Annotated in this window: 10 protein-coding genes; 5 read left to right on the forward strand and 5 right to left on the reverse strand. The window is 64.3% G+C overall.

Annotated features, from left to right (window positions below; translation table 11 throughout):
* Window positions 1-23 precede the first annotated feature (23 nt).
* Complete coding sequence (locus tag AC07OE_RS05010; protein WP_495069461.1) at window positions 24-2,774, forward strand: DEAD/DEAH box helicase; 2,751 nt, start codon at window positions 24-26, stop codon at window positions 2,772-2,774.
* Here the strand turns inward: AC07OE_RS05010 and AC07OE_RS05015 are convergent.
* Entirely contained in the window at window positions 2,771-3,391 is a 621-nt protein-coding gene (locus AC07OE_RS05015) for a 2'-5' RNA ligase family protein (RefSeq protein WP_495069462.1), read from the reverse strand. The two genes, AC07OE_RS05010 and AC07OE_RS05015, sit on opposite strands and share 4 nt — an antisense overlap.
* Before the next feature lie 306 nt (window positions 3,392-3,697).
* Here AC07OE_RS05015 and AC07OE_RS05020 point away from each other — a divergent pair, with 306 nt between their 5' ends.
* A complete protein-coding gene (locus AC07OE_RS05020; protein ID WP_495069463.1) occupies window positions 3,698-4,246 on the forward strand; it encodes a YceI family protein in 549 nt (182 codons plus the stop codon).
* Here the strand turns inward: AC07OE_RS05020 and AC07OE_RS05025 are convergent.
* On the reverse strand, window positions 4,215-5,147 hold the full coding sequence (locus tag AC07OE_RS05025) for a DMT family transporter (RefSeq protein WP_495069464.1): 933 nt from the start codon (window positions 5,145-5,147) through the stop codon (window positions 4,215-4,217). The two genes, AC07OE_RS05020 and AC07OE_RS05025, sit on opposite strands and share 32 nt — an antisense overlap.
* A 104-nt stretch (window positions 5,148-5,251) precedes the next feature.
* On the opposite strand from AC07OE_RS05025, the gene gcvA reads away from it, so the two are divergent.
* The gene (gene gcvA / locus AC07OE_RS05030) at window positions 5,252-6,115 is read left to right on the forward strand and encodes a transcriptional regulator GcvA (protein WP_495069465.1); all 864 of its coding nucleotides are present in this window, start codon (window positions 5,252-5,254) and stop codon (window positions 6,113-6,115) included.
* Between the two features lie 60 nt (window positions 6,116-6,175).
* Here gcvA and AC07OE_RS05035 read toward each other — a convergent pair whose 3' ends face one another.
* The 3 genes from AC07OE_RS05035 to AC07OE_RS05045 form a co-directional block, all read right to left on the reverse strand.
* On the reverse strand, window positions 6,176-6,991 hold the full coding sequence (locus AC07OE_RS05035; RefSeq protein WP_495069466.1) for a siderophore-interacting protein: 816 nt from the start codon (window positions 6,989-6,991) through the stop codon (window positions 6,176-6,178).
* Window positions 6,991-7,572, reverse strand: coding sequence for a PadR family transcriptional regulator (locus tag AC07OE_RS05040; RefSeq protein WP_495069467.1), 582 nt, complete (start codon window positions 7,570-7,572; stop codon window positions 6,991-6,993). The genes AC07OE_RS05035 and AC07OE_RS05040 overlap by 1 nt, the downstream gene beginning before the upstream one ends.
* 312 nt (window positions 7,573-7,884) lie before the next feature.
* Window positions 7,885-10,917 (reverse strand): sensor domain-containing protein, encoded by a 3,033-nt coding sequence (locus AC07OE_RS05045; RefSeq protein ID WP_495069468.1) that lies wholly within the window; start codon window positions 10,915-10,917, stop codon window positions 7,885-7,887.
* Between the two features lie 132 nt (window positions 10,918-11,049).
* Here AC07OE_RS05045 and AC07OE_RS05050 point away from each other — a divergent pair, with 132 nt between their 5' ends.
* Together AC07OE_RS05050 and AC07OE_RS05055 are read left to right on the forward strand one after the other, a co-directional pair.
* Entirely contained in the window at window positions 11,050-12,174 is a 1,125-nt protein-coding gene (locus AC07OE_RS05050) for a YHYH protein (RefSeq protein WP_495069469.1), read from the forward strand.
* Window positions 12,175-12,189: 15 nt separating this feature from the next.
* On the forward strand, window positions 12,190-13,551 hold the full coding sequence (locus tag AC07OE_RS05055; protein ID WP_495069470.1) for a sensor domain-containing diguanylate cyclase: 1,362 nt from the start codon (window positions 12,190-12,192) through the stop codon (window positions 13,549-13,551).
* Window positions 13,552-13,600 lie beyond the last annotated feature (49 nt).

The raw sequence follows: 13,600 nt of genomic DNA on the forward strand, positions 1-13,600 counted from the left end.
TGGGTCACAGGCACAATTGCCGCATGGCCCGCCCCCGCAACAGCCCCCACCACCTGCACCCTGGCGCCGACCAGCGTGACCGCACGGTGGCGGCGTGGGTGGATGCGTTGCGCCGCAAGGCAGATGCCGCCACACTGAAAAGTCTACCCACGCTGGCCGATGCCGACGCCGCACGTGTGATGGCGTTGCTGCGCATGGACAGCCCGCCACCGGCCGAACCTGCTCCGGTGGTTGAGACCAAGACCGACAGCGTGCCAGGCCACTTCCGCCCTCGCCTCACGCTACTGACGCTGGGCCGCGGCGACGGTTTGTTGGGCCTCAAACCCCAAGGCAAGCTGGGCCCGCGCGGTGACAGCGTGACGCTGGCGCAGTTCGACTGGACCTACCTGACCGACGCGGGCGACCGCTGGCACACACCCGCCCCTACCTCCATCCTGAACAACCGGCCCCAAGCGGTGCAAGAGCTGTTTGACACCGGAGGCCCAGTGGTGCGCCTGCAGCGCGACCTGGCCGCCGAGGCCGATGCGATGGACCTGGTGTGGGACATGGGTTTTGTGCCGCTGGACCCGCAGTCGTTCCAATGGCGTAGCCGGCAGCTACCTGCCCTGGGCTCGGTATGGACGCTGCCGCAGGAAGAATTCTTTGGCGACTTCTGGGCCGATCAGGTGCCGCAGCTGCAAGCCGAGGGCTGGTCGGTTGTCGTCAAGCCTGGATTTGCGCACGAGAGCGTGCCCGTGCAACGCTGGAAGCTGGTGGTCAGCCCCGACACCGGCGAGGTGTTGGGCAAGGAACTCGATACGCCCTTGGTCACCCCCGGGCGTGGCGTGGAGAAGCTGCAACTGCCCGCGCGCGAAGGCGCCTGGTTGTTAAGCCTGGGCATTGAGATCGACGGCCAGACGCTGGACCTGGCGCCCATGCTGGCCGACCTGCTGCGCCGCGACCACCGCTGGCTCAACGCTGCGCAGATCGCAGCCATCGACGACCTGGCCATCGTCTCGCTGCGCGCACCGGGCGGCAAACGCATCGACGCACCCGCTGCGCCGATCAAGGCCATCGTCGGTGCGATGGTGGACCTGTTGACCGACCCGCTGCGCAACCAGGACCAAAGCCTGCTGAAGCTGGGCGCGTGGGAGGCCCGACGCCTGGACGCCCTGCGCGCCAGCCTGCTGGACGTGCACCGCGTGGGCCCGCACAACGCCTGGCAACTGGAAGGGGATGTGGGTCTGGCCAGCCTGGCCAAACGCCTCAAAGCGCTGGGCGCGCCGCAGTCCGTGGCCGCGCCAGAAGGCCTGCAGGTGCAGTTGCGCCCCTACCAACTCGAAGGCCTGGCCTGGCTGCAGTACCTGCGCGCCCACAGCCTTGGCGGCATCCTGGCCGATGACATGGGTCTGGGGAAAACCGCGCAGGCCCTGGCCCATGTATTGACCGAAAAAAACGCCGGTCGGCTGGACCAGCCAGTGCTGGTGGTGCTGCCCACCTCCCTTATCTTCAACTGGCAGGCCGAAGCAAAGCGCATGGCGCCAAGTCTGCGTGTGCTGACGCTGCAAGGCCCGGCGCGCGCAGACCTGTTTGCCCAGATGCCCGACCATGACCTGGTGCTAACCACCTACCCGCTGCTGTGGCGCGACATGGATGCGCTGGCCGCGCAGCGCTTTCACCTGGTCATCTTGGACGAAGCACAGATGGTCAAGAACGCCGGTAGCCGCAGCGCCCGCGCCCTGCGCCGCCTGCAGACGCGCCACAGCCTGTGCCTGACCGGCACGCCCATGGAAAACCATCTGGGCGAGCTGTGGGCGCAGTTCGACTGGCTGATGCCTGGCTTCTTGGGCGATGCACGCCACTTTGCCGCACGCTGGCGCAAGCCGATTGAGGAGAACGGTGAAACCCTGCGCGCCGCCCTGCTGGCCCAGCGCGTGCGCCCCTTCATCCTGCGCCGCCGCAAACAAGACGTGGCGAGCGAACTGCCGCCGCGCACCGAGGTCATCCAACGCGTGCAACTGCAAGGCCAGCAGCGCGAGCTGTACGAAAGCGTGCGCGTAGCCGCGGATGTGCAGGTACGCCGCGTGTTGCAACGCCAGAGCTTTAACGGCGCACAAATCAGCATCCTGGACGCGCTGCTCAAGCTGCGCCAGGTTTGCTGCGACCCGCATTTGGTCAAAGGCAGCAAACCCACAGAAAACATCGAGCGCGCCAAACTGGAGCTGCTGGCCGACATGCTGCCCGCGCTGGTGGAAGAAGGCCGGCGCGTGCTGGTGTTCTCGCAGTTCACCGAGCTGCTGGATTTGATTGCCGACCAACTGCAGGCCCAAGCTCTGCCCTTTTTGAGTCTGACCGGCAAGACCGGCCCCAAAAACCGAGGCACTGTGGTGCAACGTTTTCAGGCACAGGAGGTGCCTATCCTTTTGCTAAGCCTGAAAGCCGGTGGCGTGGGATTGAACCTGACCGCCGCCGACACCGTGATCCACATGGACCCGTGGTGGAACCCTGCCGTGGAAGAACAGGCCACCGCCCGCGCCCACCGCATCGGCCAGGACCAGCCGGTGTTTGTCTACAAGCTGGTGGTGGAAGGCAGCATTGAGGAGCGCATGCTGGAGCTGCAGGCGCGCAAGCTCGCGCTGGCCGGCAGCGTGCTGGGACACGACGCAGCCGGTGCGTTGAAGTTTGACGAGGCAGATCTGGATGGCTTGCTGGCACCGCTGGGCGCGGTCATGTCGGGTGGCCAGACGCCGGAAGAAGCGGCGCGGCGCTGGGGCAATAGCGGTCGCCGGGTTTAGGCCAGTGGCAGGGGCCAGCGGCCCAAGACCTCGTGCACGGTTTTGCCGTAGTGGCTGTTGATCAGCACCAATTCATACGCGGGCCACCGCACGGGGTCGATAGAGTGCTCCAGCTTCAGCCTACCTTTGTAGGCCAGCGTCATGTGGGGCGTGAAATCCGTTTTCACTTTCAGCAGGGGAAAAGCGTTCGCAATGGCAATGCCCAAGTCGAGCCACAACTGCCGCAGGGTCACCGGTTCCACACGGCTGCAAAGCACATACGGCGCATTCCCGTTGAACACCATGGCCTTGTCGAACACCACATCGAACGGCCGCAGGACCAACGTATCCGCCACCTGGCAGGCCCGGCGGATCAGCTCCTGGGGCACGTTGTCGTACTCGCCCAAGCTATGCAAGCTCACATGCAAGCGGTCTGCCGCCTGCGGCTGGCTGCGCAGGCCGTGCATTTCGTCCAGCTGCAAGCCCAAGGCGTGCAGCCTGCGCGCATCGTCTGGCAATGGCCGAAGTGCAAAAAACACGGTGTGCGCCGCATGGGGTTTGGGCGGCCCCCTGGGAGGCACCCGGCGCGGCGCGGGACCGCCCGGTTCTATACCGTCCAAGGTGAGCTGCTCAGCCATGGCACCTCCTGCATTTGCACACTATGCGAATAAAAACAGCCTCTAGCCCCCGTGAAATATGCACGAGAAGCTATCAAATCAATAGCACAGAGAAGCGTTCCGCTGCGAAGGCTAGACTGCCGTTGTGACCACACACTCTAGCGTCTCCACAGAATGCCGCATCTGACTCGCTCCTCCTGGCTGGCACTCGTATGCCTGGGCGCCTTGGCGTCGTGTACCGGCATACCGTCTGCCCCACACGCGTTGCCGGCAAGTCTGCCACCTTCGTTGGTTACGCCACAGGCCAGGCCCTACCGCATAGACCCCATGGCCTCCAGCCTGCACATCCTCGTCTACCGCGGTGGCCCGATGGCGCGGCTGGGGCACAACCATGTGGTGAGTTCACCGAACCTGCAAGGCCGCGTGTGGCAAGGGGTGACGCTGGAAGATTCGGGCTTTGACATCACCGTGCCCGTGAATGACCTGGTGGTGGACGACAACGCCGCACGCGCTGCCGAGGGCGAAGACTTTCCGCTCAATGTGAGCGAGGACGCCAAGCTGGGCACCAAGGCCAATATGCTGCGTGACACCTTGCTGGATGGGGCGCGCTTTCCTGACATTCGCATCACCTCAGTGCGCGTGCAAGGCGATGCCAGCGCCCCGGAGGTGACGGCTGCCCTGCGCATCAGGGACCAGACCCGGCAGGTCACCCTGCCGGTCCGCCTGCAAGCCACGGACACGGGCTTGCGCGTCAGCGGCATGTTTCAGATCCGGCAGAGCGACTTTGGCATCACCCCGCTGAGCATTGCCATGGGCGCCCTGCAGGTGGTGGATGCCATCACCATCAAGTTCGTGCTGGTGGCTGCGCCCGAGTAGCAGCCGCAGGTGCGGCGGGTGCAGCAGGCCGCAATACCAGCCACAGCGCCACGGCAATCAGGCCACCGCCTGCCGCATGCGCCAGCGTGGCCTTCTCATTGAGCAGCAGCGCGCCCCACAGCACGCCAAACAGCGGGATCAGGAAGGTGACAGTCAGCGCCTTGATGGGGCCCACTTCGGCGATCAGCTTGAAATACAGCACATAGGCCAAGGAGGTGCACAGCAGGCCCATCCCCAGCATGGACAGCCAGACGCTGGCCCCCACCTCGCCCCAGGCCACGGGGTGGGTGGCCGTGTCCCAGATGGCGAACGGCAGCAGCAAGACCACGGCGCCCAGCTGGCTGCCCAGCGCCACGATGCGGGCGTCCAGCCCACCGCGCAGCGTGATCCAGCGCTTGGTGAGAAACCCTGCCAGGCCATAGCAGGCCGTGGCCACCAGGCAGGCGGCTACGCCACCCAGCATGGCCGCGTTCAACTCCACCGGCCCTGCGCCGGTAAGGATGGCCACACCACCCAAGCCGACGAACACCCCCAGGGCCTTGGGCCAGGTCAGGACCTCGCCAAACGCCAGCACCCCAATGGCCACGCCCATGAGCGGCGTGGTGGCGTTGAGGATGGCGCTGTAACCGGCCGGCAGGATGCGCGCTGCAAACGCAAACATCAGAAACGGAATGCCGGAGTTGATGGCACCCAGCACCAGCGTGGCCCTGAACTTGCCGCCAAACGCCAGTGGCAGCTTCATGACGGCGGCAACGCCCAGCAGCCCCAAGGTCCCCAGCACCACGCGCCCAAATGCCGTGGGCATGGCACCCAACACGGGTGCGGCAATCCGCAGGAAGAGAAAACTGCCGCCCCACAGGGCGGCAAGCAAAAGCAATCGGGTCAGGTTGGCGGCATTCATGGTCGTGGGTCCATCAGAAGTAATGTGTGGAGCTGATTTTTGCGGTAAGGTTTAGCCAAAGCAATCGATTTATAGTGAACGACTATTTAGCAAAACTAAACTCTATGCAACTCCCGCCCCTGTTCACCCTGCGTTTTTTTGAAGCCACGGCGCGCCGCCTCAGCGTCAAACTGGCGGCTGAAGAGCTGTGCGTGACGCCGGGCGCGGTGTCGCAGCAGCTGCGCAAGTTGGAAGACTTTTTGGGCCGCCCACTGTTTGAGCGCCTGCCGCGCGGCCTGGTGCTGACACCCGCGGGGCGCGACTACCAGGCCAGTTGCCAGGAGGCGCTGGCCCTCATCAGCCGGGCCACGGCCAAACTCACGCAGACGCAGCGCCAGACCATTGTGGTGAGCTGCACGCCGCAGTTTGCGGCGCAATGGCTGGTTCCCCGGCTGCAGGGCTTCATGCAAGAGTCGCCCACCATTGATGTGCATGTCAGCACCACCCTGCGCATGGTGGACCTGCACACCGAAGAGGTGCACTTTGCCGTGCGCCATGGTCTGGGGCGCTACCCCGGCTTGCGGGCGGAGACCCTGATGGAGGGCGACTACATCGCGGTGTGCAGCCCGGCGCTGGTACGGCCCCGCACCTCGGTCACAGCGGACGACATCCAGAGCCACCTGCTGCTGCACGACGAGGGCCGCAAAGACTGGCGGCTGTGGCTGGACGCTCAGGGGCTGAGCCAGGTGGACAGCAGTGGTGGCGTGGTGTTTGTGGACTCCAACGCCGCCATTGAAGCTGCGCTAGCCGGCCTGGGCTACGCGCTGGTGCGGGCCGGGCTCGTGGAAGCCGAGCTGGCCGCAGGCCGCCTGCTTCGCGTGCAGGCCACCCCACTGCACATGCCCATGGCGTATTACCTGGTCTACCTGCCAGAAACGCTGACAGACCCCACCATGGCCAAGTTCCGCGACTGGATCATGGCTTTGTGACTGTCAAAGTAAAAACAACCTGTAGCCCCCCCGTCAACATTGCGCGAGCAGCTCCTGAATTTATAGCGCCTCGTGCGAATCCGCACTGCCCCGGCGCCAGTAACTGGAGGCGCGAATCCACTGGGGGTTCGCCATGCACTCGGTCGTCAGGTAGGCACGCAAAGCCTTGGCCTGAGTGGACTCGCAGGCTATCCACGCATGGAACACACCAGCCGGCATGGCCGTGCGGCGCAGCGTGTCCAGCAGCGGCAGTGCATCCGCGCCCGCGCCGCTGCGGTGCACCCACTGCACACTCAGCGTGGCGGCGCTGGGCAGCGCAATGTGGTCGGCCGGCCCATCGACCTCCACAAGCACCTCGGCGCGCGTGCCCGCAGGCAGCTCGGCCAGGCGCCGGGCGATGGCGGGCAAGGCGGTGTCGTCGCCCACCAGCAAATGCCAGTCAAACCCCGTGGGCACGATGAGCGAACCGCGCGGGCCGCCCACGCCCAGCGTCTGGCCCACCTGGGCCTGTGCCGCCCACTCGGTGGCCGGGCCACCGGGCTGGTGCAGCGCAAAGTCGATCTGCAGCGTGCGGGCCACGGGGTCAAAGTGGTGGGGCGTGTAGTCACGCATGGTGGGGCGGGTGCCCTCGGACCACACGGGGCCATCGGCTCCCACGGTGGGCAAGACCAACACGCCCGTCACCGGGTCGGGGAAGAAGAGTTTGACGTGGTCGTCAAAGCCCAGGCTCACAAAGCCTTCCAGGTCATCCCCGGCCAAGGTGATGCGCACTAGGTGCGGCGTGAGGCGCTCCACACGGCTGACCTGCAGCTGGCGAAAGCGCAGGGGGTGGCGTACCCGTTGGGATGTCAGATCCACAGGCATGGCGACGGACATTAAATTTTCTCCAGCTGTTGGGCCGCGTGGTCCAGCACGGCGGCAAAGGCGTTGGCCTGGTCGGGTGTCAGCGCTTCGCGCGAGAGGCGCATGCGCATGGCCAGCTTCAGGTTTTCAATCGCGCGCATCACCTGCGGCGGGCGGCCACCGCGGGCACCGGCGCCGTCCACGCCACCATTCAGGCGGGCCAGCATGGCGTCGGTCAGCGCACGGTTTTCTTCCAGAAAGGCCTTGCCTGCGTCGGTGATGGCGTAGCGCTTGCGGCCACCGGCATCGGCGTTTTCGCCCTGCAGGTAGCCCTGCTCTTCCAGCAGCGTCAGTGTGGGGTACACAGTGCCGGGGCTGGGGCTGTAGCTGCCGCCCAGGCGGTCTTCGATAAGTTTGATGAGTTCGTAGCCATGGCTGGGCTTGTCGCTGATGAGTTGCAGCAGCACAAAACGCAGGCCGCCGTGGCTGAAGATGCGGCCACCGCCGCGGCGCCCGTGCATCTCGTCGCCATGCCGACCTCGGCCGCCGCCCATGACGTCACCGTGTTCGGAGGAGCGCATGTGGTAATTGAAATGTTGGTGGTGGTGTCGCATGGTGATGTTCCTTTATTAGATGCAATTATGATATATCTAAATACATTCTAAATAAAGTCAAAACCCTATCTTTATCAGGCTTTTATAGTCGTCACCCCCCGCCTGTTTTGTGCGCCACCACACGGCGCCGAGCCCACCAATCGCCGAGCATGGGGTCACACATTTCACGATCCGAGGACCCCATTGCCCATTTCCACAAGGCCACCGACCCCGCCACAGAGGACGAGGTGCACATCAACACCGATACCGTTCTGTATGTGGAGGAACCGCCGTGCAGGTGATGGGGCTGCAAACCGATGGCATCCGCATTACCTATGGACCTGTAACCTTGCCAGCCATGGCGGCCAGATCGCGCCAGCGTGCCTGCTGGCGCCATTGCGCCGCCCAGGGGGCCAGAGCGGCGGCAGGCATGGGCTTGGCGACGCCGTAACCTTGCGCCAGATGGCAACCCATGCCGAGCAAGGTGGCACCAATGTCCAATGTCTCCACGCCCTCCGCAATCACCTCACGGTTGAAGGCACTGGCCAGACGGATCACGCTCTCCACAATGCCTCGGTCATCACTGTCGGTCAGCATGTCGCGCACAAAACTCTGGTCAATCTTCAGGGTGTCCACAGGCAGTTTGCGCAGATAGGTCAGGGACGAATAGCCGGTGCCGAAGTCATCCAGCGCAAAACGCACGCCCAGTGCCTGGCATCGCCGCAGCACGGAACCTGCCGCGTTGATGTCTTCAAAAGCCGCCGTCTCCAGCACCTCCAGCTCCAGCGATTCCGGTGGCAGCAGTGGCTGGGCAGACAGGGCGGCAGCCAACTTGTCACAGAAATCGGCCTGGACCAGGTGTGATGCAGAGATGTTGACCCCCATTTGCAACTGCAGGCCTTGATCGAGCCAACGCGCGGCCTGCGACAGTGCGGTCTGAATAACCCAATCCCCCAAGACCTGCTCCAGCGGGCTGCCCTGAATATGGGGCAGAAACTCTGAGGGTGGCAGCAAACCTTTTTCCGGGTGCTGCCAGCGCACCAAGGCCTCCACGCCAACCAAACGGCCATCGCGCAAATCCACCTTGGGCTGGTAATGCAGCACCAATTCACTTTGCTCCAACGCCAGCCGCACCCGGTCGATGTAGTGCCGGTGTTGCTGCGCCTTGCGATCACTTTCCGGGTCAAACAAATGAAAGCGGTTCTTGCCGGCATTCTTGGCCAAGTACATCGCTTGGTCCGCATGGCGCAACAAGGTGTCGGCATCGGCGTGGTCTTGTGGGTACAGGCTCACCCCAATGCTGGCCGAGACACTGACGGTCCGGCCAGCTACCTGCACCGGGCTGCTGGCGGCCCCGAGCACCCGCTCAAGGATGACAGAACACTCCTCCGGCGACCCAATATCGGCCAACAACAGCACGAACTCGTCACCGCCCAACCGGGCCAGGGTGTCTTCTGCACGCATGATTCTTTTCAGATGCTCAGCAACGCCAATCAGCAGCTGGTCGCCGCCCGGGTGACCATGTTCGTCGTTGACTTGCTTGAAGCTGTCCAGGTCCAGATAGCACACCGCCAGCGACAAATCGCTGCGGGCCGTGCGGGCAATCGCCTGCGCAAGGCGGTCTGCCAGGAGACGGCGGTTGGGCACTCCAGTAAGAGGGTCGTAGTGCGCCATACGGTCCAGTTCGGCCTCATGCGCCTTGAGCCGGCTGATGTCAGAAAACACCGCCACATAGTGCTCCACCGCACCGCCACTGCCACGAACCACCGAGATTGAGAGCATTTCGGCATAAATCTCACCGCTCTTGCGCCGATTCCAGATCTCGCCCTGCCAGAAATCCTGCTTGCCGATGGACGCCCACATTTGCGCGTAAAAGTCGGCGTCCTGCTTGCCCGATGACAGGATGCGGGGCGACTGTCCAATGACCTCCTCCGGGGCGTAGCCGGTGATGCGCACAAACGCCGGGTTGACCTTGACGATCAAGCCATCCGCATCGACCACCATCAGACCTTCGTAGCTGCTCTCGAACACGGTGCTGGCCTCTCGCTGCGCCAGCTCCAAGGCCCTTTGCTGGGTCACGTCGGTGTGCGATCCGGCCATGGCCAGAGGCTTGCCATCGCTGTCCCACTCCACAACACGACCGCGGGTATGAATCCAGCGCCACTCCCCGTTCTTGGCCTTGCACCGCAGATCCATCTCATGGTTATTGGTCTCCCCGGCCAGATGCCGCTGGATGGATGCCATGGATTCGGCCAGGTCATCCGGGTGCACGTGATCAGCCCAGTGCTCCAGGCTGACTTTCATTTCTCCGGGCGCGTAGCCAAGCATGCTTTCCCACCGGCCGCTGACCTGAAATGCATTGGTCTTCAGATTCCAGTCCCAAAAGCCCTGGTCCGAGCCTTCGGTGACACGGGCCAGTTGCCGCTCGCGCGCACGCAAGAGCGCCTCAGCACGTTGGCGATCGGTGATGTCACGGGAAATGCCAAAAATGCCAAACACCGTGCCAGCGGCATCGCGGATCGGTCCTTTGGTTACCAGAAACACCCGTTCCTCCCCATCCGGCATCCTCAATGTTTCCTCATGCGTTTGGGTGACGCCTCCCTCCACGACGGCTGCGTCCTGGGCCATGGACCGTTCCCCCGATGCCTGACCGAGCAGCGCCGCAGCCTGGTTACGCAGCAGAGTCCGGCCCGCCAGGTCTTCGACATACACCATGTCCGAGGTGCCCGTGACCACCCCATCCAGCAGACGGCGCTGATTTTCAGCACGGCGCAGCGCGTGTCGCAAGACGGCGCTCAGCAAGCTGATCGCCACGCCATTGGCCATCAGCGTGGCCCATTGGATCTGGTCCAGACTGGTCACGGCAGCGCTCGACGTGAGAGGACCCACGATCACCCAATAGGCTCCTGCTGTGGCCACCAAGGTCGACAACAGGCCCGGCCCCAGCCCGCCAATCAGGGCACTCAGAATGATGGGCATCATGAACAGGATGAGCATGGGGCGGTTGGTCTGGCCATGAGCAATGGCCTCCCGCACGGCGACCATGAGCAGAGTCACCAGTAGCGCAAACACGTACACCATCCAGCGCGGCGCCTGCAACACCACAAGGCCTTGGTCCAGGCTGCCGATAAAACTTCTCTCTCCACGGGGCTCGGCCGGCGGCACTGCTTGTAGAGCCACGAAAAACATAGCCGCGGTGCTGACGACGAACAGCAGTCCCTTGGCCGTAGAGAGCCAAATCAGCGAGGACACATCCGTGAAGCTGGCCAGCAGCTGGTCCGAGAGAAAAATCCACGACAGCGCAAAAACCAGATAGGCACTGGTAGCAATGGCAATAAAGCGGTTGCGGGCGCTGCTCGGATTCATGGACTGCCTGAAAAAAGATCTTCCCCTTTTGTACACCGATTCCTTTGGGTGCAACAACGAATAACATTTTGAACCGGGTTCTTTCATGCCGTATCCTTGTGCCCCAGTCCGCTCAACCACCAGGAGCCTCGGATGAAGAAGACGATCCCTGTTTTGATCTGGGCCGTGGCCTGCACCTCGGCGCACAGCCATGACCTGACCGCTTTGCCCTTGGGCGACGGCAAGGTATCCCAGGCACCCAAGGTGGGCTGGATCTGGGCGTGCCACGTGGACCCGCAAGCGGGCGGTGCCCAGCAGGTCGGGCCGTGGATCAACACCGCCAAAGGCACCTATGACCTGACTGCCAAGGCCGTGGTGCCCGGGCAAGTGAGCTGGCCCTCGCAATTTGCCCTGAGCGTGCAGCAGGGCCAACGCATATTCAGCGGCAATGACCTGCCCAGCCACGCCACGGGCAGCTTTCCCATTCCCGGCAACAGCGAGGCCTACCGCTATGACCGCAACCCCAACAGCATCAAGGCGCAAACCATGCAGGTGGCGCTGCCACTGTGGCCGACGTTAGCGGCTCAGCCCAGCTGCGCACCGGGGGCCATCGGTGTTCTGCTGAGCGGGGCCGTGCTGTTCAACGCGCTCGATGCGCCCGGTCGCGATGCCGTAGCCCACGAAACCCAGGACGCCTGCCAGGGCCACCCGCAGGAGTCAGGGGTGTACCACTACCACAGCCTCAGCAACTGTGTGGCAGACAAGCGCGAACCCAGCGGCCACTCCGCGCTGGTGGGCTATCTGGTGGACGGCTTCGGCCTCTACGGTCCCTATGGAGAAAAAGGCCAGGCCCTCGCCAGTCAAGACCTGGACGAATGCCACGGTCACACCCACAGCATCGTCTGGGAGGGCAAGCCGGTGACGATGTACCACTACCACGCCACGCCGGACTTTCCGTACACCGCTGGCTGCCTGCGCGGCAGCTACAAGCAGGCGGATGTGTCCACTATCAGCGGCCCCCGCCCCAACCGCGGCATGGCTGGCCCCGGCGGGCGGCCACCCGAAGGCGGCGCAGGTGGGCCTCCCGGCGGGCCTGCGGGCCCCGCCGGCCCGGGCGGCGCACCGCCGGACCTGAACAAGGCCGCGGCAGCGCTGGGCATGAGTGCACAAAAATTGCGTGAGGCCCTGGGCCCGCCCCCGCCTGACCTGCGTGCCGCCGCTGCCAAGCTGGGCATCAGTGTGGACGCACTCCAGTCGGCCCTGAACGCAGCCCGTTAATTAATGAAGGCCCCCATGACCACCTTGCTCCCCCGCTGGAACCTGTCGCTGCGCACCGAACTCATTGCCTGCCTGCTGGTCACCAGCCTGGCGTCCACCGCCATCGTGGGTGGGCTGACCTACCAGCGGCTCATGAAGAAGTTCAACACCCTGGTGATGCAGGAGTCCAGCAAGAACTTCACCAGCGATGTGCAGAAGTATTTCCAAACCTATGGCAGCTGGGAAGAGGGCCAGAAGGTAGAGGGCTTCCGGGCGTTTTCCGAGCGGAATCGCCCCCCTCCGCGGCCGGATGCCGGTGGGAGCGTGTTGCCGCCGCCAGAAGAATCCCGCCCCGTGGGCCCCGGGCTGGTGGCCCAGCCGGGCAACCGGCCACCGCCCCCTGGTCCCGGTGGCGGGCTACACAAGCCGCCGTTTCGCTTTTACCTGTTTGGTGCGGACTACCGCTCGCTGTTCACGCTGGCGCCCTACAAACTGGGCGACCTGATCCACGATGAGGACCGCGCCCGCATGTTCCCCATCCTGCTGGACGGCAGGGTGGTGGCCTATTCCTCACCCCAGGGCGAGCCTAACTACTCCGACCTGGACCTGGGCTACCTTTCTGCCATGCGTGAATCGCTGGTGCTGGGCACCACCATGGGACTGGCGCTCACGCTGCTGCTGGGGCTGTTCCTGGGCAACCGGCTGAGCCGCTCCCTGCGCAACCTGACCACGGCGGTGCAGGCCATGGGCCAGGGCGCGCTGCGCCAGCAGGTGCCTGTGGAATCTCACAATGAGGTCGGCGTGCTGGCACAGACCTTCAACCGCATGAGCGACGAGATTGCGCGGCAGTACGAAGACCTGCAGAAGTCGCACGCGCAGATCGAGGCCATGGCCGCGCAGATGCGCGAGCTAAGCCTGCGCGACGCGCTGACGGGCCTGCACAACCGCCGGCATTTTGATGCGCAGTGCGCCCAGTTCTTTGCCAGCGCGCAGCGCTACCAGCGGCCCTTCAGCGTGATGCTGTGCGACATCGACCACTTCAAGAGTGTCAACGACCGCTTCGCCCATGCCACGGGTGACGAGGTGCTGCGCCGCCTGGGCGAAATCCTGCAGCAAAGCACGCGCAGCTCCGACCTGGTGGCGCGCTACGGCGGTGAAGAATTTGTGGTGGCTTTTCCCGAAGCCGACCTGTTCCACGCCCGTGAGGTCTGCGAGGCACTGCGCCATCGCGTGGAAGCCTACCCCTGGCATGAGGTGCACCCGGACCTGCGCATCACCATCAGCGTGGGCCTGTGCAGCGGTACCCAGGCTGCCAGCTTTGAACACATGCTGGAAGCGGCCGACGCCCTGCTCTACCGCGCCAAGCACGGTGGACGCAACATGGTCTGCACCGACTAGAAGAAAAAAAAGCCGCACAGCCCCCGTAGAGTCTGCGCAGCCCGCTCCT

Source organism: Rhodoferax sp. GW821-FHT09E07 (assembly GCF_059416145.1).